Below are 26,371 nucleotides of genomic sequence, written 5' to 3' on the forward strand. Positions count from 1 at the left end.
CGCCAAATTTGCGCTAAATCAATCTCCCTTTAAGTTGTCTGAGAAATACCTTTTCACCCGTTGCCGCGCGGCATAACCTTAAACATGTATATCAAATATAACTTTAAAGGTGTGACCATGTTTTGTGTGCAATGTGAACAAACCATTCGTACCCCAGCCGGCAACGGCTGCTCTTACGCGCAGGGGATGTGCGGTAAAACAGCGGAAACCTCGGACCTGCAGGATCTGCTGATTGCGTCACTGCAAGGCCTGTCCGCCTGGGCGCTTAAAGCGCGCGAATATGGCATTATCGATCATCAGGTCGACAGCTTTGCCCCCCGCGCCTTCTTCTCCACCCTGACTAACGTTAACTTCGATTCCCCGCGCATCGTCGGCTACGCCCGCCAGGCAATTGCCCTGCGTGAGGCGCTGAAAGCGCAATGCCTGGCGATCGATGCCAGCGCCGCGGTCGACAGCCCGGTCGCCGACCTGCAGCTGGTCAGCGACGATCTGGGCGACCTGCAGCGTCAGGCGGCGGACTATACCCCGAATAAAGATAAAGCCGCCATCGGCGAAAATATTCTCGGTCTGCGCCTGCTGTGCCTGTACGGTCTGAAGGGTGCGGCGGCCTATATGGAGCACGCCCACGTGCTCGGCCAGTACGACAACGCTATCTATGCCCAGTACCATAAAATCATGGCATGGCTGGGCACCTGGCCTGCGGATATGAATGCGCTGCTCGAATGTTCGATGGAAATCGGCCAGATGAACTTCAAAGTGATGAGCATCCTCGACGCCGGTGAAACGACCAAATACGGCCATCCGACGCCGACTCAGGTCAACGTTAAAGCAACCGAAGGGAAGTGCATCCTGATCTCCGGCCACGATCTGAAGGATCTGTGTAACCTGCTGGAGCAGACGGAAGGCACCGGCGTCAACGTCTATACTCATGGCGAAATGCTGCCGGCTCACGGCTATCCGGAGCTGCGTAAATTCAAACATCTGATTGGCAACTACGGCAGCGGCTGGCAAAACCAGCAGGTGGAGTTCGCCCGCTTCCCGGGCCCCATCGTGATGACCTCTAACTGCATCATCGACCCGACCGTCGGCGCCTACGACGATCGCATCTGGACTCGCAGCATCGTCGGCTGGCCGGGTGTGAACCATCTGGAAGGTGAAGACTTCTCCCCGGTCATTGCCCAGGCGCAGCAGATGGCGGGCTTCCCGTACAGCGAAATCCCGCATCTGATCACCGTCGGCTTTGGCCGTCAGACCCTGCTTGGCGCGGCGGATACGCTGATCGATCTGGTCAGTCGTGAAAAACTGCGCCATATCTTCCTCGTCGGCGGCTGCGACGGCGCCCGCGGGGAGCGTAACTACTTCACCGATTTCGCCACCAGCGTGCCGGATGACTGCCTGATCCTGACCCTGGCCTGTGGTAAATACCGCTTCAACAAACTGGACTTTGGCGATATCGAAGGGCTGCCGCGCCTGGTCGACGCCGGGCAGTGTAATGACGCTTACTCGGCGATTATTCTGGCGGTCACGCTGGCGGAGAAACTGGGCTGTGGCGTCAACGATCTGCCGCTGTCGCTGGTGCTCTCCTGGTTCGAACAGAAAGCGATCGTCATCCTGCTGACGCTGCTGTCGCTGGGTGTGAAAAACATCGTCACCGGTCCGACGGCACCTGGTTTCTTCACACCGGATCTGCTGGCGGTCCTCAATGAGAAGTTTGGTCTGCGTTCCGTGACCACCGTGGAACAAGATATGCAGCAGCTGCTGAGCGCTTAAGGAGTCCCTGATGACTATGCCAACCTCCCAGTGCCCGTGGCGGATGCAGGTTCACCACATTCACCAGGAAACCCCGGACGTGTGGACCCTTTCGCTGCTGTGCCACGATTACTATCCGTACCGCGCTGGCCAGTACGCTCTGGTTAGCGTGCGTAACTCGGCGGAAACGCTGCGCGCCTATACCCTCTCCTCGACGCCGGGGGTCAGCGAATACATTACGCTGACCGTTCGCCGTATTGACGAGGGTACGGGTTCGCAGTGGTTGACCCGCGAGGTCAAACGCGGCGATTACCTTTGGCTGTCCGATGCGATGGGCGAGTTTACCTGCGACGATAAAGCGGAAGATAAATTCCTGCTGCTGGCCGCCGGTTGCGGCGTGACACCGATCATGGCGATGCGCCGCTGGCTGGCTAAGTATCGACCGCAGGCCGACGTACAGGTGATTTATAACGTGCGTTCGCCGGAAGATGTAATCTTTGCCGAAGAGTGGCGCAACTACCCGGTCACCCTGGTAGCGGAGCACAATGCGACGCATGGTTTTGTCGCCGGCCGTCTGACCCGGGAGCTGCTGCAGAGCGTGCCGGATTTAGCCAGCCGCACCGTGATGACCTGCGGCCCGGCGCCTTATATGGAGAAGGTCGAGCAGGATGTTGCCGCCCTGGGCGTCACCCGCTTCTTTAAGGAAAAATTCTTCACCCCGGTGGCTGAGGCCGCCACCAGCGGGCTGAAATTTACTAAACTGCAGCCGGCGCGCGAGTTTTACGCGCCGGTGGGCACCACGCTGCTCGACGCGCTGGAGAGCAATAAAGTGCCGGTGACCGTCGCCTGCCGCGCCGGCGTCTGCGGCTGCTGCAAAACCAAAGTGGTTTCCGGGAAGTACAGCGTCACCAGCACCATGACGCTGACCGACGCCGAAATCGCCGACGGCTATGTGCTGGCCTGCTCCTGTCATCCGCAGAGCGATCTGGTTCTCGCCTGAGGTCAAAATCCCCGGTGGCGCTACCGCTTACCGGGGCTACATCGCTGTGCGATTTGGTAGCCCGGAGAAGGCGCAATGCGCCGCCTCCGGGAAAATCCCTGGCGACAATAAACAAACGCTCAGGCGACATGAGATAAACGCTTTCCCGGACTGAAAAAATTGCAAATCGCCAACAGTATCGACTTTACGCCCCAGGACGAATGAGGCATTTTTACCGCCAGGCCGACTGACCGGCCAGCGAATAACGCCCCGCGCCGAGTAGCGCAATCGCCAGTGCGCCAACAAAGAAATAGACCAGATTCTCAATGGCCCACGCTCCCACCGCATCAAGCGCAAACGTCTTATCTAAGCCGACCATCAGCCACGCCACCACCATGGTGAACGCCAGCACCAACGCCGCCGGGCGGGTCAGGACGCCGAGAATTAACAAGCAGGGAGCGACCACTTCCCCCACCAGCACACCGTAGGCGATAAACCCGGGCAATCCCTGCGCCGCCAGCATCCCGCTAATGCCATCCACACCATCTATCAGCTTATGGATTCCATGGAAAAGCATTAAGCCGCCGACGGCAAGTCGTAACAAGAGTTTACCGGCGTCATCATGTGACAGCCTGCGATTTACTGTGTTTAACAATCCTTTAACCATTTGATGTGCATCCTGTTTTGCATCCTGTGTACTTCCTGAGTATGCGCAGCCGGAGAGGAATAAAACCAGCAAAAAATCAGGGGTAATCGGTTACATTGCGGTCAGTTTCATCTAAGCTTGAAGGCGTTATCAAAAAAAGGAGATGGAGATCATGAAACAGACCGTGGCGGCATACATTGCCAAAACGCTGGAACAGGCCGGCGTGAAACGTATCTGGGGCGTCACCGGAGATTCCCTCAATGGATTGAGCGATAGCCTTAACCGCATGGGCACCATCGACTGGATGCCCACCCGGCACGAAGAGGTCGCCGCTTTCGCCGCTGGCGCGGAAGCGCAGCTGACCGGCGAGCTGGCGGTCTGCGCCGGCTCCTGCGGACCGGGCAACCTGCATCTGATTAACGGTTTGTTTGACTGTCATCGCAACCATGTCCCGGTGCTGGCCATCGCCGCCCACATCCCATCCAGCGAAATCGGCAGCGGCTATTTTCAGGAAACCCATCCTCAGGAGCTGTTCCGCGAGTGCAGCCATTACTGCGAACTGGTCTCCACGCCGGAACAGATCCCGCAGGTGCTGGCAGTGGCGATGCGTAAGGCAGTGATTAACCGCGGCGTCTCGGTGGTGGTGCTACCCGGCGATGTGGCACTGAAGGCCGCCCCGGAAAGCGCCAGCAGCCACTGGTATCATGCGCCGCTGCCGACGGTCACCCCGGCGGAAGAAGAGTTGCGCAAGCTGGTGCAGCTTATTCGCTACTCCAGCAATATCGCGCTCATGTGCGGCAGCGGTTGCGCCGGCGCCCACCAGGAACTGGTGGAGTTCGCAGCCAAAATTAAAGCCCCCATCGTCCACGCCCTGCGCGGCAAAGAGCACGTGGAGTACGACAACCCGTACGATGTGGGCATGACCGGGCTGATTGGCTTCGCTTCTGGCTTCCACACCATGATGAACGCCGATACCCTGATCCTGCTGGGTACCCAGTTCCCCTATCGCGCCTTCTACCCAACCGACGCGAAAATTATCCAGATCGACATCAACCCCGGCAGCATCGGCGCACACAGTAAGGTCGACATGGCGCTGGTGGGCGATATTAAATCGACGCTGAAGGCGCTGCTGCCGCTGCTGGAAGAGAAAACCGATCGCCACTTCCTCGATAAGGCGCTGGAGCACTATCGCGACGCGCGAAAAGGGCTCGACGATCTGGCTAAACCCAGCGATAAAGCCATTCACCCGCAATATCTGGCGCAGCAGATCAGTCATTTTGCCGATGAAGATGCCATTTTCACCTGTGATGTCGGCACCCCGACCGTCTGGGCGGCACGCTATCTCAAAATGAATGGTAAACGCCGCCTGCTGGGCTCGTTCAACCACGGCTCAATGGCCAACGCCATGCCGCAGGCCATCGGCGCCAAGGCCACTGCGCCGGAGCGGCAGGTAGTGGCCATGTGCGGCGACGGCGGGTTCAGCATGCTGATGGGCGATTTTCTGTCGCTGGCGCAGATGAAGCTGCCGGTGAAGATTGTCATCTTTAACAACAGCGTGCTGGGCTTCGTGGCGATGGAAATGAAGGCCGGGGGCTATCTCACCGACGGTACGGAGCTCCACGATACCAACTTCGCCCGCATCGCCGAGGCCTGTGGTATCAAAGGTATACGCGTTGAAAAAGCCTCCGAGGTGGATGAAGCGCTGCAGACCGCCTTCCGCACCGACGGTCCGGTGCTGGTCGACGTCGTCGTCGCCAAAGAGGAACTGGCGATCCCGCCGCAGATCAAGCTGGAGCAGGCCAAAGGCTTTAGCCTGTATATGCTGCGGGCGATCATCAGCGGGCGCGGCGATGAGGTCATCGAACTGGCGAAAACCAACTGGCTCAGGTAAAACAGAAGCAATACGTTGAACCAGACCAAGGAAAAGCCGTGATCGATTTACGCAGTGATACCGTTACCCGTCCCGGGCGCGCCATGCTGGAGGCCATGATGGCCGCCCCGGTCGGGGACGATGTGTATGGCGACGACCCTACCGTCAATGAACTGCAGCGCTATGCCGCCGACCTGGCCGGCAAAGAAGCGGCGCTATTTCTACCCACCGGCACCCAGGCCAATCTCGTTGGCCTGCTCAGCCATTGCCAGCGCGGCGAAGAGTATATCGTCGGCCAGGGGGCGCATAACTATCTGTACGAAGCCGGCGGCGCGGCGGTCCTCGGCAGTATTCAGCCGCAGCCGATCGACGCCGCGGCGGATGGTTCGCTGCCGCTGGATAAAGTGGCGGCGAAAATCAAACCCGACGATATCCATTTTGCCCCCACCCGCCTGCTGAGCCTGGAAAACACCCATAACGGTAAGGTGCTGCCGCGCGACTATCTGCAGGAAGCCTGGGCGTTTACCCGCCAGCGCAATCTGGCGCTGCACGTCGACGGCGCGCGCATCTTTAACGCCGTGGTGGCCTACGGCTGCGAGTTACGCGATATCGCCCAATACTGCGACTCCTTCACCATCTGCCTGTCAAAGGGGCTTGGCGCTCCGGTAGGCTCGCTGCTGCTCGGCAGCGAGGCGTACATTCGCCGCGCCGTCCGCTGGCGGAAAATGGTCGGTGGCGGGATGCGCCAGGCGGGCATCCTGGCCGCCGCCGGGCTGTACGCGCTGAAAAATAACGTGCAGCGCCTGCAGGAGGATCATGACAACGCCGCGTGGATGGCGGAGCAGCTGCGCGCTATCGGCGCCGACGTCACCCGTAACGATACCAACATGCTGTTCGTTCGCGTCGGCGAAGAGCAGGCCCCGGCGCTCGGCAAGTTTATGCAGGCGCAGGGGGTATTGATTAACGCCTCGCCTGTTGTCCGTCTGGTCACTCACCTGGATGTCAACCGTCAGCAGCTGAGCGAGGTGGTCGCCCACTGGCAGGCTTTTTTACAACGCTAAGGAGTCAGGCGTGTCGCAATCAGTTCTGGTGCTCGGCGCCAGCGGCTATATTGGCCAGCATTTGGTGCGCGCATTAAGCGCGCGGGGCTATCCGGTGCTGGCGGCGGCACGCCATATCGACCGATTGCAAAAACTCGCTTTGCCCGGCGTTACCTGCCGGTCAGTCGATCTCAATCAGCCGCAGGACCTGCCTGCGCTACTCACCGGTATCGATACCCTTTATTATCTGGTCCACGGCATGGGCGAAGGCGGTGATTTTATCGCCCATGAGCGGCGGGTGGCGACGTATGTGCGCGATGCCCTGCGTCAGTCATCAGTGCGCCAGGTGATATTTCTCAGTTCGCTGCAGGCCCCGGCGCAGGAGCAGTCCGACCATCTGCGCGCTCGTCAGATTACCGGCGATCTCCTGCGTGAGTCGGGCGTGCCGGTGACCGAGCTGCGGGCCGGGATTATCGTCGGCGCCGGCTCCGCCGCCTTCGAGGTGATGCGCGACATGGTTTATAACCTGCCGGTGCTAACCCCTCCGCGCTGGGTACGTTCGCGTACCACCCCTGTCGCGCTGGAAAACCTGCTCGTTGACCTGGTTGAGCTGCTGAATCATCCCTCCGATGCGCACCGCGTCTTCGAAGCCGCCGGTCCGGAGGTGTTAAGCTATCAGCAGCAGTTCATTCGCTTTATGGCCGTCAGCGGTAAACATCGCCCGCTCATTCCCATTCCCCTGCCGACGCGCTGGATCTCGGTGTGGTTCCTCAATGTCATCACCTCGGTGCCGCCGACCATCGCCAAGGCGCTGATTCAGGGGCTGAAGCACGATCTAATCGCTGACGATCGGGCGCTGCGGGCGCTGATCCCGCAAACGCTGATCCCCTTCGATCAGGCGGTTCGCCGCACGCTGAAAGAAGAAGAGCAGTTAGTAAACTCCAGCGACTGGGGCTACGACGCTCAGGCTTTCGCCCGCTGGCGACCAGAGTACGGCTACTATCCGAAGCAGGCAGGTTGCACCGTCGCCACTCAGGCAAGCCGCCAGGCCCTGTGGCAGGTCGTTAACCAAATCGGCGGGGAAGAGGGGTATTTTTTCGGCAATCTGCTGTGGAAAACCCGCGGCGCGATGGATCTGCTGGTCGGCCACCGGCTGGCCAAAGGGCGGCCGCAGCGCGCTTATCTGCAAACCGGCGATACGGTCGACAGCTGGAAGGTAATTATCGTGGAGGAAGAAAAACAGCTCACCCTGCTATTCGGTATGAAAGCGCCCGGGCTGGGCCGATTAAGCTTTACCATTAACGATAAAGGCGATCGTCGTGAACTGGACGTGCGCGCCTGGTGGCACCCGCACGGTATGCCAGGCCTGATCTACTGGCTGCTGATGATCCCGGCGCACCTGTTTATTTTCCGCGGTATGGCGCAACGCATCGCCCGGCTGGCCGAACAAATCTCAGGCAGAGTCGAAGGATAAGCGTTATTCTTTCATGATTCTCATTGCATAGTCGGGAGAATCACGGAAAAATGCGCACGAAATTCTTTTCTGGGACAGTAGAGTGATATGAAGGTACTGGTTACCGGTGCGACCAGCGGATTAGGCCGCAACGCAGTGGAATATCTGCGCAACAAGGGCATCAGCGTGCGAGCGACCGGGCGCAACGAAGCGATGGGCAAGCTTCTGAGCAAAATGGGGGCGGAATTCATCCCGGCAGATTTAACCGAGCTGGTCTCTTCGCAGGCTAAAGTGATGCTCGCCGGTATCGATACCCTATGGCACTGCTCCAGCTTTACCTCGCCATGGGGCACTCAGCAGGCTTTCGATCTCGCTAACGTCCGCGCCACCCGTCGTCTGGGCGAATGGTCAGTGGCATGGGGAGTGCGCAATTTCGTCCATATCTCTTCGCCATCGCTCTATTTTGATTATCACCATCATCGTGATATCCAGGAAGATTTCCGTCCACACCGCTTCGCCAACGAGTTTGCCCGCAGCAAGGCGGCCAGCGAGGAGGTGATCAACCTGCTGGCGCAGGCCAACCCGCATACCCGTTTTACCATTCTGCGGCCGCAGAGCCTGTTTGGGCCGCACGACAAAGTCTTTATCCCCCGGCTGGCGCAAATGATGCAGCATTATGGCAGCGTCCTGCTCCCGCGCGGCGGCAGCGCGCTGGTCGACATGACCTATTATGAAAACGCCGTACATGCGATGTGGCTGGCGAGCCAGCCGGCCTGCGATCATCTTCCCTCCGCCCGCGCGTGGAATATCAGCAACGGCGAACCGCGCACCTTGCGGAGCATCGTGCAGAAATTGATCGACGAGCTCGGTATCAAATGCCGGATCCGCTCAGTTCCCTATCCGATGCTGGATATTATCGCCCGCAGCATGGAGCGCTTTGGCGATAAAACCGCCAAAGAACCCGCGTTTACCCACTACGGCGTCTCCAAGCTTAACTTTGATTTTACGCTCGATATCACCCGCGCGCAGGACGAGCTGGGCTATCAGCCGGTGGTGACGCTTGACGACGGCATCGTGCGCACCGCCGCCTGGCTTCGCGACCACGGTAAACTACACCGCTAACCCTGGCCATATTTTTCTAACAGCGCCTCGGCTATCGCTTCGGTTTGCGCATCCGCTACCCCATCCCAGCGCTGCGGACGGAAGTGCATCTGGAAGGCGATAATCACCCGCTTCTTCTGCGCGGGGGTCATCTCCGACGTCACCTGATAGCCATAGCGCGAGAGCAAATCCAGTACGATTTCGGGGTCCACTGGCTCGCTGGCCGGCCGCCCGTTGAGATAAAAGGCCACCCGCTGCTCGTCAGGCCAGGCGCCGATCCCCTGCTGCGCCAGCTGTTGCCAGGGGAATAACGGCCCCGGATCGTCTTTGCGCTGCGGGGCGATATCCGCATGGGCGACCACATTCTGCGGCGCGATGTGGTAGCGGGCGATGATATCGCGCGCCAGCGGGATCAGAGCCGCAATCTGTTCCGGATGAAAGGGGGTAAAACTTTTGACGCCCGCCGTCTTCTGCCAGCCGCGGTTCTCCAGCTCAATGCCAATGGAGGTATCGTTAATGCGCGTACTGCCGCGCCAATAGCTTACCCCGGCGTGCCAGGCTAAATCCTCTTCCGGCACCAGCTGCCAGATCCGCGGTTTATGCTGATAACGCGGGGGCTGTTCAGGAATTAAATAGTGGGAGCTGACCTCTTTATCGGTCAACGTGGCCAGCGAGACATCAAAATTGTCAGCCGTATAGTGGATCACTAACACCTTTATTCGCGGATAGGCAGCCTGCGCCGGATGACGGGTGTCCAGCTGGTATCCGTCGCGATCGATAATGCCCTTTTCCCCAGCGCAGCCGGTTAGCAGCAGCGCCAGCAGCACGATCCGCATCATCCGTTTCATCCCTTCTCCCTTGCCCGGCAGCGTCTCCGGGTTAATAAGACCATTGATTACGTCCTTTATTTTTCGCCTGATACAGCGCCCTGTCCGCCCGGGCGATCAGCGTCTCTATCGGGACCGTGCCATCGGAGGCGACGATCCCGATACTCACGGTGACCTCCGACGCCACCGCCGAAGCGGCGTGCGGTAGGCCTGCCTCGCGGATCTTCTGCTGAATGCGCTCGGCAATAGCGGTGGCATGCGCTAAGGACACCCCGGGCAACACGACGACAAACTCTTCGCCGCCGTAGCGAGCCACCAGATCGCCCTCCGCCCGGACCGCCATTTTAAGCACCTGCGCGACAGAAGATAAGCACTCATCACCAGCCTGATGGCCATAGCGATCGTTATAGCGCTTAAAATAATCGACATCGATCATCATCAGCGCCAGCGGCGTTTTTTGCTGCCAGATCGCCGCCAGGTAAGCATTGAGCGCCCGACGGTTAGCGGTTCCGGTTAAGGCATCCTGGTTGGCGATACTTTCCAGCCGCTGAATAAGCTGCATATTCTCCTGGTGGGTATCCCAGGCTTCGTCATACCAGCGCTGCAAAATACGTCGGCCATACAGCAAAATCGCGGTAAAAATGGCCCAGAGGATCAAAAAGCGGATCTCGGTGTGATAGTGGAGCTGTATTCCCGCCAGCAAGGCGGTCACCCACAGCGGCAGCATAAAAGCGGTTATGCCGGGCCAATGGTGATACAGCGCGGTGAGGCCGGTAGTCATTAATATCACCAGCAGCGGCCAGGCAAAGGGCAAGGTCCAGAAAAAAATAAAACAATAATTACTCAGGGACCAGCACAGACTGAGCGCCAGCAGCAGCCCGGTGATGATATTCAACGTATATCGTCCCTGCGCCAGTCGCGGCGTGAGGGCAATAATCACTAAAATGGCCGAAATGATAATAACCGCAATCAACGCCGCTTCGATATAAGGAATAACCGCCCGGTGCGTCAGTAGCCTCTTATCAAAATAGGTAAAGATAAAATTGCGGAAGAAAATCATTAACGCAAAAGCGATATTGACAAAGGCCAGCCAGGGCATACTCATGGACAGCGCATGGCGCTGGACATTATCTCTGGTGGCCCACAACGCGGCTCGCTGCTGCCGGGCGCGCTCTCGCTTATTTGTTAACATCTTAACTCCCTGGTGACCTGCATGACCATGGGCGCAGCCCCTGCTTTTCTATATGATAAACCATGTTACCGGGAATGTCTGTCAGCGCCCTATCCCCTCAGCTCCGGCCTCTCAGGGTGATTTTCAGCTAACGACCGAAGAAAATAGCCTGGTCCGCTCCCGATGGGTAACCGGCTCAAAAAACAAGCATCAGCACTGCGAAATACGTCATCTTTTCGCTAAAAAGCGTTAACTAACCGTCATTAAATTGCAGCATTTTGCTTACAAAAAGCAGTGTGAGTTCAATCTGAATCATTCATTGGTGAATGCAAACAAGAGCATGATGATAGCGAGATAAACAATAGGGGCTAAGAATATTAAATATGCAGCTTTAGTGGCAGGTACAGCATTGTTTTAAGCGGCCAATGCCGTCTCCGCAGAAATTTTAACAAAACAGCTTTTGATAAAGTCCATACGCAATATACCAAAATCGGCGCCATTTCCTCTACTGGTCAAACCGCATCCAACGATGCCCGTGAAGAGCTGATTAAAAAAACAAATGAACAAGGGGGGCGTCATTGTCCCGTCCTTCGGTAATACGGATAAAAAAATGCACGTCGCCACTCGCATCTATAAGAAGAAATAATTACCCTTATCTTTCAAGAGCCATTTCCCTATTTTACGGGGTAATATTTCTTGTTCACGGGAAAATTAAGTTTATTTTTATACTGCCCTGCCTTTTAGCGCCTGACGGAATTCTGTCATCCCCGTGCCGATTTCCCGCCCTAAGGCTGTAGCCACATCAAGGTCTTAGCTCTTTGCGTCAAGTACAATCCGCACGCTATACGCTATGCTTTAACGGAAACTGAAAACGTAGTTCGCTTATAAGGAAATCATCATGCGCTACAAACTTTTTGCTGTACTTCTCCCTTGCGCGCTGGCGCTCAGCGCCTGTACGACCGTCACCCCGGCCTATAAAGATAATGGCACCCGCAGCGGCCCCTGCGTCGAAGGCGGCCCTGACGACGTAGCGCAAAAATTCTACGACACCCAGATCCAGAATCGTACTCAGGATCCGGCGGCGCTGCGCCCCTATCTGAGCGACGGCCTGGCGCAGTTACTCAATGACGCCCGCCAGGATCCCGCCAACAGCAAATTACTGCAGGCTAATCCGTTCTCCAGCAGCAGCACCCCGGCAGACAGCGCCGTGGTCGCCAGCGCCTCCACCATCCCGAACCGCGATGCGCGCAATATTCCGCTGCGCGTCGATCTGAAACAGGGCACCCAGAGCTGGAAAGATGAAGTGCTGATGATCCAGGAAGGCCAGTGCTGGGCCGTCGATGACGTTCGCTATCTCGGCAACAACAGCCATGCGCCAGCCGGGACGCTGCGACAGAGTCTGGAGAAACGCTGATTCCGGAGTTGAAGCGACGCCGCTGAAACGATAACCCCGGTAAAATGTCGGTATTCGCCCCAGGAATGCCGACATTTGCGCCCCCCTCACCCACCAGGCCATATTTTGTGCTAACTTTAAAGCTAAACGTGGTTTAGATTTAACTTTTAACGCATAAATATTGCATAACTATTCTGCCAAAGGTAGTATTTGCGGCCTCAATAGCTATTCGTATCAGACTGCCCAGATGAGTATTAAACTAAACGGCATTAATTGCTTCTACGGCGCACACCAGGCGCTGTTCGACATCACGCTGGATTGCCCGCAGGGGGAAACGCTGGTGCTGCTCGGCCCCAGCGGTGCCGGGAAGAGCTCGCTGCTGCGCGTACTCAACCTGCTGGAGATGCCGCGGTCCGGTTCGTTATCCATCGCCGGTAACCAATTCGACTTCACCAGAGCGCCGCCCGATAAAGCGATTCGCGAGCTGCGTCAGAACGTCGGCATGGTCTTTCAGCAATACAACCTGTGGCCGCACCTGACGGTACAGCAGAACCTGATCGAGGCCCCCTGCCGCGTACTGGGGTTAAGCAAGGATCAGGCGCTGGCTCGCGCAGAGAAGCTGCTGGAGCGCCTGCGTCTGAAGCCGTACAGCGATCGTTACCCGCTGCATTTATCCGGCGGCCAGCAGCAGCGGGTGGCTATCGCCCGCGCGCTGATGATGGAGCCGCAGGTTCTGCTGTTCGATGAGCCTACCGCGGCGCTCGACCCGGAAATCACTGCCCAGATCGTCAGCATCATTCGCGAGCTGGCTGAAACCGGCATCACCCAGGTTATCGTCACCCACGAAGTTGAAGTGGCGCGCAAGACGGCCAGCCGGGTGGTGTATATGGAAAATGGCCATATCGTCGAGCAAGGGGATGCCTCCTGCTTCACGCATCCGCAAACTGACGCGTTTAAAAACTATCTTTCACATTGATGTTTTTCGGGGAAATGACGATGAAAAAAGTACTGATTGCCGCCCTGCTCGCAGGCATGAGCCTCTCCGCTTCCGCCGCGCAGACCATTCGTTTCGCCACCGAGGCCTCTTATCCTCCTTTTGAGCTGGTGGACGCCAACAACCAGATCGTCGGTTTCGATGTCGATCTGGCGAACGCGTTGTGTAAAGAGATCGACGCCACCTGTACCTTCACCAATCAGGCCTTTGACAGCCTGATCCCGGGACTGAAATTCCGCCGTTTCGACGCGGTCATGGCCGGGATGGACATCACGCCGGAGCGTGAAAAGCAGGTGCTGTTCTCTACCCCGTATTATGACAACTCGGCGCTGTTCGTCGGCCAGCAGGGTAAGTTCACCAGCATTGACCAGCTGAAGGGCAAAAAAGTGGGCGTGCAGAACGGCACCACCCACCAGAAATTCATCACCGATAAACATCCAGAAATCACTACCGTGCCTTACGACAGCTACCAGAATGCGAAGCTGGACCTGCAGAACGGTCGTATCGACGCGGTCTTTGGTGACACCGCCGTGGTGACCGAATGGCTGAAGAGCAATCCGAAGCTGGCGGCCGTGGGCGATAAAGTGACCGACAAAGCCTATTTCGGCACCGGGCTGGGCATTGCCGTACGTCAGGGCAACACCGACCTGCAGCAGAAATTTAACGCTGCGCTGGAAAAAGTGAAGAAAGACGGCACTTACCAGACCATCTATAACAAATGGTTCCAGAAGTAAGACTGAATGAACGAAATTTTTCCATTAGCAAGCGCCGCCGGGATGACCGTCGGCCTTGCCGTTTGCGCGCTCGTCATCGGCCTGGTCCTGGCGATGCTCTTTGCGGTACTGGAGTCAGTGAAATGGCGCCCGGTAGCCTGGCTTGCAACCGGCATAGTGACCATCCTGCGCGGGCTACCGGAAATTCTGGTGGTGCTGTTTATCTATTTCGGCTCTTCCCAGCTGCTGCTGACGCTCTCTGACGGTTTCACCATCCCGCTCGGGTTCACGCAGATCCCGGTGCAGATGCAGATTGAGAACTTTGACGTCAGCCCGTTCCTCTGCGGGGCGATCGCCCTGTCGCTGCTGTATGCCGCTTACGCCTCGCAAACGCTGCGCGGCGCGCTGAAAGCGGTTCCGCAGGGCCAGTGGGAGTCCGGCCAGGCGCTGGGGCTGTCGAAAGCGGCCATATTCTTCCGTCTGGTGATGCCGCAGATGTGGCGCCATGCCCTGCCCGGCCTCGGTAACCAGTGGCTGGTGCTGCTGAAGGACACCGCGCTGGTGAGCCTGATCAGCGTCAACGATCTGATGCTGCAGACCAAAAGCATCGCCACCCGCACTCAGGAACCCTTTAACTGGTATATCATTGCGGCGGCAATCTATCTCGTCATCACCCTGTTGAGTCAATACATCCTTAAGCGGATTGACCAGCGTGCGACGCGCTTCGAACGGAGACCAGGCTGATGCTCGACTATTTACCCGAACTGCTGAAAGGACTGCATACCAGCCTGACGCTGACCGTGGCGTCGATTATCGTGGCGCTGATCCTGTCGCTGATCTTCACCATTATCCTGACCCTGAAGACGCCGGGGCTGGTATGGATGGTGCGCGGCTATATCACCTTGTTTACCGGTACGCCGCTGCTGGTGCAGATCTTCCTGATCTACTACGGCCCGGGACAGTTTCCTTCGCTGCAGGATTATCCGTGGCTGTGGCATCTTATCTCCGAGCCGTGGCTGTGCGCCCTGATCGCTCTGTCGCTCAACAGCGCCGCCTACACCACTCAGCTATTTTATGGCGCCATCCGGGCGATCCCCGACGGGCAATGGCAGTCCTGCAGCGCGCTGGGGATGAGTAAAAAGGATACCCTGGCGATCCTGCTGCCGTACGCCTTTAAGCGTGCGCTATCGTCCTATTCCAACGAAGTGGTGCTGGTTTTCAAGAGTACCTCTCTGGCCTACACCATCACGCTGATGGAAGTGATGGGCCACGGCCAGCTGCTGTATGGACGCACCTACGACGTGATGGTGTTCGGCGCCGCCGGGATTATCTATCTCATCGTTAATGGACTGCTGACGCTGCTGATGCGCCTGGTGGAACGCAAAGCGCTGGCCTTCGAGCGACGTAGCTAGCACCTGAGCATATTGCATAAAAAGCAAACAGCAAGGCGGACAAGTCTAACACCTGTCCGTCTTTTTTTATGACGATAAAAATACTTAATCATTTTTATTGCATATAAATTCATTTAATGGCATTGTCACTCTATGCCGCAGACACGGTGAATAATCATAAGATTGACAGACGGGAGTTCCACGATGAAAAAGTTAGTTCTGGCTGCATTGCTCACCTCTTTCGCGTTCGGCGCCGCTGCCGCGGAAAAAATCAGCTTTGGCGTCTCCGCAACCTATCCGCCGTTTGAATCGATGGACGCTAATAACCAGATTGTCGGCTTTGATATCGATCTGGCCCACGCGCTGTGCAAACAAATGCAGGCAGAATGTACCTTTACCAACCACGCGTTTGACAGCCTGATCCCGGCGCTGAAGTTCAAGAAATATGATGCGGTGATTTCCGGAATGGATATTACGCCGGAGCGGAGCAAGCAGGTGGCCTTCACCGACCCGTACTACGCCAACTCGGCGCTGGTGATCGCCAAAAAAGATGCGTTCCATTCTTTCGATGACCTGAAAGGCAAACGGATCGGCATGGAAAACGGCACCACCCACCAGAAATATCTGCAGGATAAGCATCCTGAGGTGAAGACCGTCGCCTATGACAGCTACCAGAATGCGATTATCGATTTGAAAAATGGCCGTATCGACGGCGTGTTCGGCGACACCGCGGTGGTCAACGAATGGCTGAAAACTAACCCGCAGCTGGGGGCAGCCACGCCGAAAGTGACCGACCCGCAATACTTCGGCACCGGACTCGGCATTGCCGTGCGCCCGGATAACAAGGCGCTGCTGGAGAAACTGAACGCCGCGCTGAAAGCGATTAAGGCCGACGGTACCTACCAGAAAATTAGCAACCAGTGGTTCCCGGAGTAACTTTTTTCGCCGGGTGGCGGCTACGCCTTACCCGGCGATTTCTCAAAGTGGCACGAAGAACCTGAACCGCGCCCCGCTTACCGACTCCACCAGTCTGATATCGCCCCCGTGCAGCTCCAGCATTCGTTTCACAATCAGCAACCCTAACCCACCGCGATCCTCCCGCGATGCCTGGGTAGACAACGCCGACGGCCGCTGGAACAGATCGTCGCGCAGCGCGGCATCGACGCCCGCTCCGTTGTCTGCCACTTCGACCTGAAGCTGTTGATTCTCCTGCCAGACCGCCAGACGGATCTCCCCGCCGACGGGAGTATGCCGCATCGCGTTATCGAGCAGATTGGTCACCACCCTCTCAATCATCGACACATCGGCGTTAATCAGCGGCAGCGGTCCCGGTACATCAATATGCAGGTTCACCTCGCGCGTGCGGGCAGTTAATTCAAACTTCTGCGCCACGTCGGAAATCAGCTCCCCCATCGCGAAACGCTCGCGCTGCGGCTTAATGCCTCCATGCTCCAGTCGCGCCAGCTCAAACAGCTGCTGCGAAAGATGGCGCACTTTGTTGCCCTGGCGCAGGGCGATGGTGAGATACTGCCTGCGCTCCTCGGCGGTCAGCCATTCATCCTTCAGGGTCAGCGTTTCCAGATACCCCAGCAGCGAAGTCAGCGGCGTGCGCAAATCGTGAGAGATATTGGCCACAAATTCACGGCGCTGGCGATCGCTGTCGGCCAGCCGATCCCACTGATCGGCAATCTGCCGGGCAAGGTCAATAAAGCGGTTCTCGAGCACCGCCACCTCGTTACCAGGCCGGGGCTCCGGCCTGCGGGCCGCCAGGGTTTTGATGGCGCTGATGCTGTCCTGGCCGCTCGCCGCCACCTGGGCGGTGAGCAGGCGGACCGGCCGGGTGACCCAGAACCATGCCAGCCCCCCTGCCAGCAGGCCAAACAGGGCCACCAGCAGCAGCGTCCACAGAACAATGCTCCACAGCGTTTTTTGCCAGGCGTCGGCCGCCAGCTGATTAAACGTCTCCCCCTGCAAAATGATATACAGGTAGCCGCGCAGTTGGCCGTCGACGCGCAGCGGGGCGGCGCTGAAGACTTTTCGTCCGTCGGGACTGCGCGGATCGTCGCCATACACCGGCGACGCACTGCCGGTGAGAAAAGCCTGCACCGGCGCCATGTCGATACGCTGGCGCTGGATATGGCCCGGCGGCGCCGCATCGGCCAGCAGGTCGCCATCCGGCGACAGCAGATAGAGCTCCACGCTGGGATTAAAGGTCATCAGTCGGTCAAACAGCGACTTCAGGGTTTGCCGGTTGACCTCGCCGTGGGCGTCCAGCAACGGCTCGCGGGCGACAATCTGTTGAGCCAGCCCGGACGACAGACGCTGCACCATGGCGTTGCCATACTGCGCGCTACTGTGTAACTGGACGGCGCATACCGCCACCGCGCATAGCATCAGCAGGGAAACCACCACCAGCGCCAGCCGCTGGCTGAGGCTCAGGCGGCGGATCACGGGGCGGCCTCTTGCGTCACCGGGGCGAACTTATAGCCTTTTCCCCAGACGGTAAGAATGATGTCCGGCTCGGCCGGGTCACGTTCGATTTTACTGCGCAGGCGGTTGATATGGGTATTGACGGTATGCTCATAGCCCTCGTGCTGATATCCCCAGACCTGCTCCAGCAGCGCCAGGCGGGAAAACACTTCCCCGGGGTGGCGGGCGAAGTAATACAGCAGGTCGAATTCACGCGGCGTGAGGTCCACCGTCTCGCCGCGCAGCTTCACTTCGCGCGACAGCGGGTCGATGCTCAGGCCATGGCAGGACAGGCGCCCGGCGTCCATCAGCAGATTCTGCCCCATCGCCTCCTGGCGACGAAACAGCGCTTTGACGCGGGCGATAAGCTCCAGCAGTGAAAAGGGCTTCGCCAGATAGTCGTCGGCGCCCATCTCCAGGCCCAGCACGCGGTGCATTTCACTGGTGCGAGCGCTGATGATAATCACCGGCAGGTAGCGGGTCATCTGGCGGATACGCCGGCAGATCTCCAGACCATCGACGCCGGGCAGCATCAAATCGAGGATCACCGCATCCCAGACCTGCGTCTCCAGCCGGGCGAGGGCCTGGCCGCCGTCGGCTTCATGGACGATCTGATAGCCCTCATCCTGAAGATTGAGCCGCAGCAGCGTGGCTATATCCTCGTCATCTTCCACCAGCAGAATGGTTTTGGCCATTAGATTCCCCCCACCAATAACAAAACATGCTGCCTCAAGCTTACCCGATTTCAGCGGCGCAAAGCCTTCACATTTTGTTTAAACTTCGCGGACCAGCAGGGTCAGCACTTCGTAGTGGGCGGTGTGAGGGAACATATCAAACAGCTGGACCCGCTCAACGCGATAGCCGCTAAGACGAGCGATATCGGTCGCCATGGTGCGGGCGTTACAGCTGGAATAGATAATATAGGGCGGCGCCATGCGGCTTAAATAGTCGCATAGTTCAGCGCCAATACCGCGGCGCGGCGGGTTAACCAGCACCAGCTGCGGGGCATCCGCTTCGTGAGTGGCGAACTGCGTGGAGTCCAGCGCCTGAAAATGCAGATTGCTGAGCCCCAGCTGCGCGGCTGACTGTCTGGCGCAGGCGATGGCTTCCGGGGCGATCTCGATACCGGTCAGGCGCATCGTCGGCGTCGCGCAGTGCAGGCCAAATCCCCCAACGCCGCAAAACAGATCCCACATATGCTGGACCGGCAGCGCGCGCACCCAGTCGCGGGCCGTGGCGTACAGCCGGCTGGCTACCGCCGGATTGGTCTGAAAGAAGCTTTGCGGGCGGATCCACAGCGGCACCCCATTAAAGACCTCCCCCAGCGCCTGCTGTTCGGTGAAGAAGATCTCCTGCTCACCTTCCATGATTGCCATATGCACCGGCTGGATATTCGCCGTGATCACGCTGAGCTGCGGCAGCTGTGCCTGTAGCCACGGCAGCGCGGCGCGCAGCTGAGCCACCTTGGCCTCTGAGCGCAGCACGAAGCGCAGCATCATCTCCCCCTGCTGGCTGGCGGTCAGCAGCAGATATTTCAGCTCCCCGCGTTTGCGCGCGACGTTGTAAGGTGTTAACCCGGCGCGGGCGATAAAGGGCTTCAGGGCAGCAAAAACCGGGGCAAACTCGGCGGGATAGAGCGGGCAGTCGGTGAGGTCCACCGGAGTGCCATCGCGGTGCAGCATCCCCAGCAGCGGACGCTCAACGCTGCCGCTGACCACCATTTTAGCCTTGTTACGGAAAGCCGCCTCCGGCCCGCTGACCGGCTCGCCCCAGGCTGCGACCGGGATCGCCGCCAGCAGCGTGCGCAGATCGGCCATTTTATCGGCGAGCTGTTGCGGGACCGGCCGCTCCAGCCATTGACAGGAGCGGCAGCGGCCGGCGTCGTAGAGTGCGCAATGCATAATTGACCTTCAAAAATCCAGGGGCGGGGATTGTATCACCGTTATTGCAGGCGGAAAAAGCGACGGCAGTTCGCCGGCACGAACAGCAGCGTCAGAACCAGCAGATCCGGCAGTTTTTGCATCACCAGCGAGTGGAAAATCTCTCGTTTTGATTCCCCGGGAATGCTGAACAGCTCCGGATACCCGTAGCCCAGCGACGCCGCCCACAGGTAGCCGGCAGCGATAATCTGCGTCAGCAGATAGATCCAGCGCGCCCAGTTGCGCCCTTTCACCAGCGAGAAGGCGCACCAGATCTCGATAAACACCAGCGCCAGGCTGCCGAGGAAGACCAGCGTCAGGTTCCAGGTCTGAACGCTGCGGTGTATGAATTCGTTCAGCCCCTGCAGGCCCAACAGATTAAGGATCATCAGCAGATCCAGGCCACGAATCAAAATAATAGCAAAGGCCGCCACCTGCACCAGCGCAGGGACGTTAAGGCGGGCATGCGATGAGCGAGTTTTCGTAAACAATCCCAACGTAATGTCTTCCATGAAAACGGCGCCACAGGGTGGCGCCGACCGGAGGCTGCTGTACCGATTTTAGGTGGTTCAGCCTTGTCTTGCACGCTGGATATCGCGCACTCGCTGCTTTTCTGCGCGGGCCATCAAATACCAGGCGATAAAACCAACAATACCGACCACGCCGAGGATGAGCGTCGCCAGGGCGTTGATCTCCGGGTTGACCCCCATGCGCACGCTGGAGAAGACCAGCATCGGCAAGGTCGTGGCCCCGGGACCGGAGACAAAGCTGGCGATCACCAGGTCATCCAGCGACAGCGTGAAGGCCAGCAGCCAGCCGGAGATCACCGCCGGCATAATCATCGGCAGCGTGATGACGAAGAAGACCTTCAGCGGCGCGGCGCCAAGATCCATCGCCGCCTCTTCAATGGAGTGGTCCAGCTCGCGCAGGCGCGAGGAGATCACCACCGCCACGTAGGCGGTACAGAAGGTGACATGCGCCAGCCAGATGGTCAACATGCCGCGGTCCGACGGCCAGCCGATGGCATGTCCCAGCGCCACGAACAGCAGCAGCAGCGAGAGACCGGTGATCACGTCCGGCATGACCAGCGGCGCGGTGATCATAAACGCGAAGCCGTTGGAGCCGCGAAAACGCCCAAAGCGCACCATCACCACCGCGGCGATGGTACCGAGGATCGCCGCCGCCGTCGCCGCGCAGGCGGCGATGGTCAGGCTCAATCCTACCGCGCTCATCATCGCATCATCGTGGAACAGTTCGCTATACCAGCGCGTCGACCATCCGGCCCAGACCGTTACCAGCTTCGAGCTGTTGAACGAGTAGATCACCAGCATCAGCATCGGGGCGTAGAGGAAGGTGAACCCGAGCACGAGGATCAGAATGCGCCACGGCGAGCGTACTACCGGCAAGTCGTTCATCCCTGCTCTCCCATCTGTTTTTGCTGGTGCTTGTGGAACCACATGATCGGCACGATCAGCAACAGCAGCATGACAATCGCCACCGCCGAGGCGACCGGCCAGTCGCGGTTGTTAAAGAACTCCTGCCACAGCACGCGGCCAATCATGATGCTGTCCGGCCCGCCCAGCAGTTCCGGGATCACGAACTCGCCGACCGCCGGGATAAACACCAGCATGGAGCCGGCGATAATGCCGCCTTTGGTGAGCGGGACGATCACCTGGAAGAAGGTCTTCAGCGGCCGGGCGCCGAGATCCAGCGAGGCCTCCACCAGCGAATAGTCGATGCGGGTCAGCGCGGTGTAGATAGGCAGCACCATAAACGGCAGATAGGCATACACGATACCGATGTACACCGCCAGGTTGGTGTGCAGGATCTCCAGCGGCTGATCGATAACCCCTAACCACAGCAGGAAGTTATTCAACACCCCGTTGCTCTTCAGCAGCCCCATCCAGGCATAGACGCGGATCAAAAACGAGGTCCACGACGGGAGGATCACCAACAGCAGCAGAATATTACGCGTCGACGGCTTGCTGTGCGCCACCGCCCAGGCCAGCGGATAGCCCAGCAGCAGGCAGCAGATCGTCGAGATACCCGCCACCTGCAGCGACTGGAGATAAGCTTCAAAATAGAGCGGATCGTCAGTCAACTGTAGGAAGTTGGCAAAGTTAAGCGTCAGCGTCAGCTGGCCGTCCGCCCACTCCATCAGCTCGGTGTAGGGAGGGATCGCCCGCGCCATCTCGGCAAGACTTATCTTGAACACGATCAGGAACGGTAGCATAAACAACAGGATCAGCCACAGATAGGGCAGCGCAATCACCAGCTTGCGGCCATGCGCCATCTGCAGGCGCGCCGCCCACAGCGCGAAGCCGCCCGGTTTTTTCGCCCCTGACGGGGATTCAACGGTATTCATCGCCCTCTCCTCACACCGTCAGCACAACGCAGCTGTCAGCATCCCAGCATAAACGCACCTCATCGCCCCAGGTGGGCGTCCCTTTCCGATGGCGGTGTTCATTCTGCAGCTGGGCGCTGATCATCTGCCCGCTTTGCAGGCGCACATGATAGATAGAGAGATCCCCCAGATAGGCGATATGAATCACCTCGCCGACGGCAAAATTGTAGCCGTCCGCCGGCGGTTCATCGCACAGCATGATCTTCTCCGGACGCAGCGCCACCCAGACCGGCACGTTGTCCACCACAGAGGCGTCGGGGTCGACCTTCAGCGGATGCATCAGCCCCGGCGAGCTTAGCACCAGACCGTCTTCCAGACGCTCCTTCACCAGCCCTTCAAAGACGTTCACCGAGCCGATAAACTCGGCGCTGTAGCGGGTGGTCGGGTGCTCGTAAATCTCTTCCGGTTCGCCAATCTGCACAAACTTGCCGCGATTCATGATGGCGATACGGCCCGCCATGGTCATCGCCTCTTCCTGATCGTGGGTTACCATCACGCAGGTCACGCCAACGCGCTCAAGAATATCCACCACCTCGAGCTGCATGCGATCGCGCAGCTTTTTATCCAGCGCCCCCATCGGTTCATCAAGCAGCAGCAGCTTGGGCCGTTTCGCCAGGCTGCGCGCCAACGCGACGCGCTGCCGCTGGCCGCCTGAGAGTTGGTGCGGCTTACGTTTGGCAAACTCCTGCATATGTACCAGGGCCAGCATCTCCTGCACCCGGGCGGTGATTTCCGCCTTAGGCAGGCGGTCCTGCTTCAGGCCGAAGGCAATATTCTGCTCAACGGTCATATGGGGAAACAGGGCATAGGACTGGAACATCATATTAATAGGCCGCTGATAGGGCGGCACGCGCGCCAGATCCACGCCGTCGAGCATAATTTGCCCGGCGGTCGGTTGTTCAAAGCCCGCCAGCATGCGTAGCAGCGTCGATTTCCCGCAGCCTGACGCGCCCAGCAGAGCAAAAATTTCGCCTTTGTAGATAGTGAGACTGACGTCGTCGACCGCATGCTGGCCATCAAACGACTTGGTTAAGTTACGGATTTCCAGTAGCGGGGTCAGCGCTTTGGGGGCTTTCGCCTGTGGGCGGGGCATTACGTCGTTCAATCGGGTGCTCTCCGGCAAAAAAACGATCACCATATGGTCCGGTGCCATACTTCGTGCTTAACAGTGCATTTGCACCATCCTGGTGCTTCTGCTCGCCGGGCGCGCTGCTATTTCCCGGCGAGTGCAGATCTGATTTGGCCCGTGTTCGACGGGCCGTCAGGAATTATTTGCCGCTCTTCACTTTGGTCCACGCGCGGGTGCGCACGCGGTCAATCTTCGGATCCTGCACCTTCAGCGTGAACAGTTTGGCGAACACATCCGCTGGCGGATAAATCGCCGGGTTGTTACGGATAGTCTCGCTGACCAGCGGTGTGGAAGCCTTGTTGCCGTTGGCGTAGAACACCTGGTCGCTGATTTTGGCGATGACGTCCGGACGCATCAGATAGTTAAGGAACTGATAGGCTTCATCTTTATTCTTCGCGTCGGCCGGCATGGCAAAGACGTCAAAGAACGCCAGCGCGCCTTCCTTCGGAATAAAGTAGGAGACATTGACGCCGTTCTTCGCCTCTTTCGCGCGGTTGGCCGCCTGCCAGACGTCCCCTGCCCAGCCGATCGCCACGCAGATGTCGCCATTGGCAAGGTCGTTAATATATTGCGAAGAGTGGAAGTAGCGAATGTTCGGCCGCAGCTTCAGCAGCAGATCGGTCGCCGGGCCGGTGTAATCATCCGCTTTGCTGCTGTTCGGATCTTTGCCGAGGTAGTTCAGCACGGTGGCAAAAATCTCTTCCGGCGCGTCGAGGAAGGAGACGCCGCAGCTTTTCAGTTTTTCGAGGTTCTCCGGCTTCAGCACCAGATCCCAGCTGTCCACCGGCGCATCTTTGCCGAGAACGGCTTTCACCTTATCCACGTTGTAGCCAATGCCCGTCGTCGCCCACAGGTAAGGCATGGCGTATTTATTCTCCGGGTCATGCTTGGCGACCAGCTTCAGCACTTCGGGGTCAAGGTTCTTCCAGTTGGGCAGCTTACTTTTATCCAGCGGCTGGAACACGCCCGCCGCCAGCTGGCGTTCGAGGAAGCTTGCCGACGGCACCACCAGGTCGAAACCGGTGCTACCCGCCATTAATTTGCCTTCCAGCACTTCGTTGGAATCAAAAACGTCATACACCACTTTAATCCCGGTCTCTTTTTCGAAATTCGCTACCGTGTCCGGCGCGATATAATCAGACCAGTTATAAACATGCAGGGTTTTTTGTTCGGCGGCGAGCGAACCGGCAGAGACGGCCATCAGCGCACCCGTAACCAGACCTGTTAACCATTTTTTACCAAAGGCGGTCATATCTCTTTTCCTTCTCAACGCCCGTTAACTTACGGGCTCAAATATACGCATTTCTACGCATGCAAAAATCATGCATATTTTTTCATTGCCTGAGAAAAGGAGAGCGGATCTCTCCCGGAGTGGTTGCTCGCAACTGGAAGCATCGCCAGAATAACTGTAGCCAGAATAAGAGGCTATAGCCCAGGTAAAAAAACGCCTTTTATCAAATTTTTATGCAATAACGGTCTACGTGATAAGCCAAAACGGCCTGAATGGCGGTGAATAATGCTTTAAAGAAAGGTTAAATGCAGAATAAAAGCGGGTAATACGCAGCCGCTGCGGTAGTGGCTGCGCTAATTTTAGGCAGGTTTAGTGAAGAAAATGGTATTGCACGTTTTCCGCCGCAGGCTCTTCTTCTTCGCCTTTGTACAGCAGCTGATTTGCGCCGGCTTCGAGGATTACCATCGAGATCTGCTCTTCGCTTTGGCGGAAGAACCAGGCGAACTGCTCCATGGTCACCCCTGGGCCGATAGACAGCGACTGGCAAACCACCAGCTTGGGCAAATTATCGTCCTGAATGTCGATAAACGCCTTCACGGTTAACGAGCTGGCGTTGATGGCCGAGAGATCCGCCGACAGCGCCAGCAGGGCAGACGGCTTCACCTCCGCCAGGGCGGAAAAGAGCACCACGTTGTCCACCAGGTCAATTTTGGCATCAAAAATACCGTCGAAATTCTGCATATGCGGCAGGTGCAATGCCTGACAGGAATCGCACTCAAAAAAGCTGATGCCGATCTCGTCCAGCCAGCGACGTAGCGTATCCAGACCTGGAACGACCAGTGAATCCATAGTGCCTGTGACCTCTTACAGTGGAAAAACGACGCCATAGCTTACGCAAAAAAAGCGCCGCATACCATGGCCGTCTTGCATCCGGCGGTTAGCCGCCTATTTTCAAACAGAATTCCGGCGTCGCCTGGCGCTCGATCCAGGCGATCATCTTGCCGGCGACATCCACGCCGGTGGTGGTTTCCACCCCTTCCAGCCCCGGCGAGGCATTCACCTCCATCACCAGCGGCCCGCGGGCGGCGCGTAAAATATCGACACCGGCGGCGTCCAGCCCGAGAGTTTGCGTTGCCTTGATGGCAATGGCCCGCTCCTCGTCGCTAATCTGCGCCACCGTGGCCATGCCGCCGCGGTGCAGGTTAGAGCGGAAATCCCCCTCTTTCGCCCGCCGCTCGATCGCCGCCACCACCTCATTGCCGACCACCAGGCAGCGGATATCGCACCCTTTCGCTTCGGCAATGTATTCCTGCACCAGAATATGAGCGTTCAGTCCGCGAAAGGCGTCGATCACGCTCTCCGCCGCCTGGCGGGTCTCCGCCAGCACCACGCCGATCCCCTGGGTGCCCTCCACCAGCTTCACCACCAGCGGCGCGCCGCCCACCATGGCGATCAGATCGCTGGTGTCATCCGGGGAGTGAGCGATGCCGGTCAATGGCAGATCGATGCCCTGGCGCGCCAGCAGCTGCAGCGAGCGCAGCTTATCGCGAGCGCGGGTGATGGCGACCGACTCATTCAGCGGATAGCTTCCCAGGAGCTCAAACTGGCGCAGGGCCGCGGTGCCATAGTAGGTGATCGCCGAGCCAATGCGCGGGATCACCGCATCAAAGTGCGGCAGCTGACGCCCTTTGTAGTGGATCGACGAGGCCACCGGGCTGACGTTCATATAACAGGAAAGCGGATCGAGGATCTCGATCTGATGACCGCGCTGTTGCGCTGCTTCGCGCAGGCGCCGACATGAATAAAGCGTTCCATCCCGGGATAATATGGCAATTTTCATCCTGCACCTCTGCGAAAAGACCCGCTCTGGCGGGCCTCAGCTATCGAACACA

25 protein-coding genes are annotated in these 26,371 nt (G+C 58.3%); 12 read left to right on the plus strand and 13 right to left on the minus strand.

Going from position 1 to position 26,371, the window contains the following annotated elements; translation table 11 throughout:
• Positions 1–117: 117 nt before the first annotated feature.
• Both hcp and hcr read left to right on the plus strand, forming a co-directional pair.
• Positions 118–1,770, plus strand: a complete 1,653-nt coding sequence (gene hcp, locus KB892_RS16850; RefSeq protein WP_002896412.1) for a hydroxylamine reductase — start codon at positions 118–120, stop codon at positions 1,768–1,770.
• A 10-nt stretch (positions 1,771–1,780) separates the two neighbouring features.
• Positions 1,781–2,749, plus strand: coding sequence for an NADH oxidoreductase (hcr, locus tag KB892_RS16855; RefSeq protein ID WP_002896410.1), 969 nt, complete (start codon positions 1,781–1,783; stop codon positions 2,747–2,749).
• Between the two features lie 211 nt (positions 2,750–2,960).
• On the opposite strand, the gene KB892_RS16860 is transcribed toward hcr, so the two are convergent.
• A complete protein-coding gene (locus KB892_RS16860) occupies positions 2,961–3,395 on the minus strand; it encodes a DoxX family protein (RefSeq protein ID WP_002896408.1) in 435 nt (144 codons plus the stop codon).
• Between the two features lie 151 nt (positions 3,396–3,546).
• Here KB892_RS16860 and poxB point away from each other — a divergent pair, with 151 nt between their 5' ends.
• The 4 genes from poxB to KB892_RS16880 all read left to right on the plus strand — a co-directional run bounded on the left by poxB (position 3,547) and on the right by KB892_RS16880 (position 8,859).
• Complete coding sequence (gene poxB / locus KB892_RS16865; protein ID WP_002896406.1) at positions 3,547–5,265, plus strand: ubiquinone-dependent pyruvate dehydrogenase; 1,719 nt, start codon at positions 3,547–3,549, stop codon at positions 5,263–5,265.
• Between the two features lie 38 nt (positions 5,266–5,303).
• On the plus strand, positions 5,304–6,305 hold the full coding sequence (gene ltaE / locus KB892_RS16870; RefSeq protein WP_002896404.1) for a low-specificity L-threonine aldolase: 1,002 nt from the start codon (positions 5,304–5,306) through the stop codon (positions 6,303–6,305).
• 10 nt (positions 6,306–6,315) lie between these two features.
• A complete protein-coding gene (locus KB892_RS16875; protein WP_002896401.1) occupies positions 6,316–7,758 on the plus strand; it encodes an SDR family oxidoreductase in 1,443 nt (480 codons plus the stop codon).
• 87 nt (positions 7,759–7,845) lie between these two features.
• On the plus strand, positions 7,846–8,859 hold the full coding sequence (locus KB892_RS16880; protein WP_002896399.1) for an NAD-dependent epimerase/dehydratase family protein: 1,014 nt from the start codon (positions 7,846–7,848) through the stop codon (positions 8,857–8,859).
• Here the strand turns inward: KB892_RS16880 and KB892_RS16885 are convergent.
• Together KB892_RS16885 and KB892_RS16890 are read right to left on the minus strand one after the other, a co-directional pair.
• Positions 8,856–9,686, minus strand: coding sequence for an N-acetylmuramoyl-L-alanine amidase (locus KB892_RS16885; RefSeq protein ID WP_002896397.1), 831 nt, complete (start codon positions 9,684–9,686; stop codon positions 8,856–8,858). The two genes, KB892_RS16880 and KB892_RS16885, sit on opposite strands and share 4 nt — an antisense overlap.
• Before the next feature lie 31 nt (positions 9,687–9,717).
• Positions 9,718–10,857 carry a GGDEF domain-containing protein gene (locus KB892_RS16890; RefSeq protein WP_004150851.1) on the minus strand — a complete coding sequence of 380 codons (1,140 nt, stop codon included), beginning with the start codon at positions 10,855–10,857 and terminating at the stop codon, positions 9,718–9,720.
• Between the two features lie 877 nt (positions 10,858–11,734).
• Between KB892_RS16890 and KB892_RS16895 the strand changes: the two genes are divergently transcribed.
• The 6 genes from KB892_RS16895 to artJ all read left to right on the plus strand — a co-directional run bounded on the left by KB892_RS16895 (position 11,735) and on the right by artJ (position 16,263).
• On the plus strand, positions 11,735–12,250 hold the full coding sequence (locus KB892_RS16895) for a lipoprotein (protein WP_002896394.1): 516 nt from the start codon (positions 11,735–11,737) through the stop codon (positions 12,248–12,250).
• Between the two features lie 226 nt (positions 12,251–12,476).
• Positions 12,477–13,205 (plus strand): arginine ABC transporter ATP-binding protein ArtP, encoded by a 729-nt coding sequence (gene artP, locus KB892_RS16900; RefSeq protein WP_032419144.1) that lies wholly within the window; start codon positions 12,477–12,479, stop codon positions 13,203–13,205.
• A gap of 20 nt (positions 13,206–13,225) precedes the next feature.
• Positions 13,226–13,957 carry an arginine ABC transporter substrate-binding protein ArtI gene (artI, locus tag KB892_RS16905; RefSeq protein WP_002896390.1) on the plus strand — a complete coding sequence of 244 codons (732 nt, stop codon included), beginning with the start codon at positions 13,226–13,228 and terminating at the stop codon, positions 13,955–13,957.
• A gap of 6 nt (positions 13,958–13,963) precedes the next feature.
• Positions 13,964–14,680, plus strand: coding sequence for an arginine ABC transporter permease ArtQ (gene artQ, locus KB892_RS16910; RefSeq protein ID WP_002896386.1), 717 nt, complete (start codon positions 13,964–13,966; stop codon positions 14,678–14,680).
• Complete coding sequence (gene artM, locus KB892_RS16915; RefSeq protein ID WP_004150852.1) at positions 14,680–15,348, plus strand: arginine ABC transporter permease ArtM; 669 nt, start codon at positions 14,680–14,682, stop codon at positions 15,346–15,348. The genes artQ and artM overlap by 1 nt, the downstream gene beginning before the upstream one ends.
• A gap of 183 nt (positions 15,349–15,531) precedes the next feature.
• Positions 15,532–16,263: an arginine ABC transporter substrate-binding protein ArtJ gene (gene artJ / locus KB892_RS16920; RefSeq protein ID WP_002896384.1), complete on the plus strand. Its 732-nt coding sequence runs from the start codon at positions 15,532–15,534 to the stop codon at positions 16,261–16,263.
• Positions 16,264–16,305: 42 nt separating this feature from the next.
• Here artJ and KB892_RS16925 read toward each other — a convergent pair whose 3' ends face one another.
• The 10 genes from KB892_RS16925 to rimK all read right to left on the minus strand — a co-directional run bounded on the left by KB892_RS16925 (position 16,306) and on the right by rimK (position 26,319).
• Positions 16,306–17,778, minus strand: a complete 1,473-nt coding sequence (locus KB892_RS16925) for a sensor histidine kinase (protein WP_002896382.1) — start codon at positions 17,776–17,778, stop codon at positions 16,306–16,308.
• On the minus strand, positions 17,775–18,491 hold the full coding sequence (locus KB892_RS16930) for a response regulator transcription factor (protein WP_002896380.1): 717 nt from the start codon (positions 18,489–18,491) through the stop codon (positions 17,775–17,777). Before KB892_RS16930 ends, KB892_RS16925 begins: the two co-directional genes overlap by 4 nt.
• 78 nt (positions 18,492–18,569) lie before the next feature.
• Entirely contained in the window at positions 18,570–19,697 is a 1,128-nt protein-coding gene (rlmC, locus tag KB892_RS16935) for a 23S rRNA (uracil(747)-C(5))-methyltransferase RlmC (RefSeq protein WP_002896378.1), read from the minus strand.
• Between the two features lie 41 nt (positions 19,698–19,738).
• Positions 19,739–20,227 (minus strand): YbjO family protein, encoded by a 489-nt coding sequence (locus KB892_RS16940; RefSeq protein WP_002896376.1) that lies wholly within the window; start codon positions 20,225–20,227, stop codon positions 19,739–19,741.
• A gap of 57 nt (positions 20,228–20,284) precedes the next feature.
• On the minus strand, positions 20,285–21,130 hold the full coding sequence (gene potI / locus KB892_RS16945) for a putrescine ABC transporter permease PotI (RefSeq protein WP_002896372.1): 846 nt from the start codon (positions 21,128–21,130) through the stop codon (positions 20,285–20,287).
• Positions 21,127–22,080: a putrescine ABC transporter permease PotH gene (gene potH / locus KB892_RS16950; protein ID WP_002896371.1), complete on the minus strand. Its 954-nt coding sequence runs from the start codon at positions 22,078–22,080 to the stop codon at positions 21,127–21,129. The genes potI and potH overlap by 4 nt, the downstream gene beginning before the upstream one ends.
• 10 nt (positions 22,081–22,090) lie before the next feature.
• Complete coding sequence (gene potG / locus KB892_RS16955; RefSeq protein ID WP_002896370.1) at positions 22,091–23,224, minus strand: putrescine ABC transporter ATP-binding subunit PotG; 1,134 nt, start codon at positions 23,222–23,224, stop codon at positions 22,091–22,093.
• Between the two features lie 163 nt (positions 23,225–23,387).
• Positions 23,388–24,500, minus strand: a complete 1,113-nt coding sequence (potF, locus tag KB892_RS16960; RefSeq protein WP_002896368.1) for a spermidine/putrescine ABC transporter substrate-binding protein PotF — start codon at positions 24,498–24,500, stop codon at positions 23,388–23,390.
• A 348-nt stretch (positions 24,501–24,848) separates the two neighbouring features.
• A complete protein-coding gene (locus tag KB892_RS16965; protein ID WP_002896365.1) occupies positions 24,849–25,328 on the minus strand; it encodes a type III secretion system chaperone family protein in 480 nt (159 codons plus the stop codon).
• 88 nt (positions 25,329–25,416) lie between these two features.
• A complete protein-coding gene (gene rimK, locus KB892_RS16970; RefSeq protein ID WP_002896363.1) occupies positions 25,417–26,319 on the minus strand; it encodes a 30S ribosomal protein S6--L-glutamate ligase in 903 nt (300 codons plus the stop codon).
• Positions 26,320–26,371 lie beyond the last annotated feature (52 nt).

The organism is Klebsiella sp. P1927, from assembly GCF_018204675.1.
GTDB lineage: Bacteria > Pseudomonadota > Gammaproteobacteria > Enterobacterales > Enterobacteriaceae > Klebsiella > Klebsiella pneumoniae.